The organism is Streptomyces sp. GbtcB7, assembly GCF_019091445.1.
Lineage (GTDB): Bacteria > Actinomycetota > Actinomycetes > Streptomycetales > Streptomycetaceae > Streptomyces > Streptomyces mirabilis.
Window position 1 is genome coordinate 1 of record NZ_JAGXJM010000624.1, and the last position, 236, is coordinate 236.

1 pseudogene is annotated in these 236 nt (G+C 76.7%); it reads right to left on the minus strand.

The annotated features are described in order from the left end of the window. Positions 1 to 236 (minus strand): annotated as a pseudogene (locus KVT44_RS57035) (acetyl-/propionyl-CoA carboxylase subunit alpha); the annotation flags it as partial.

Consider the following 236-nt stretch of genomic DNA (forward strand, 5'->3'; position numbering starts at 1 on the left):
AGCTCGGGGACCTCTTCGAGGGTGCGGGCGACCTTCAGGCCGCGTCCGCCGCCGCCGAAGGCGGCCTTGATCGCGATCGGCAGGCCGTGTTCCTCGGCGAAGGCGACGACCTCGTCGGCGCCGGACACCGGGTCGGGGGTGCCCGCGACGAGGGGGGCTCCGGCGCGCTGGGCGATGTGGCGGGCGGCGACCTTGTCGCCGAGGTCGCGGATGGCCTGCGGGGGCGGGCCGATCCA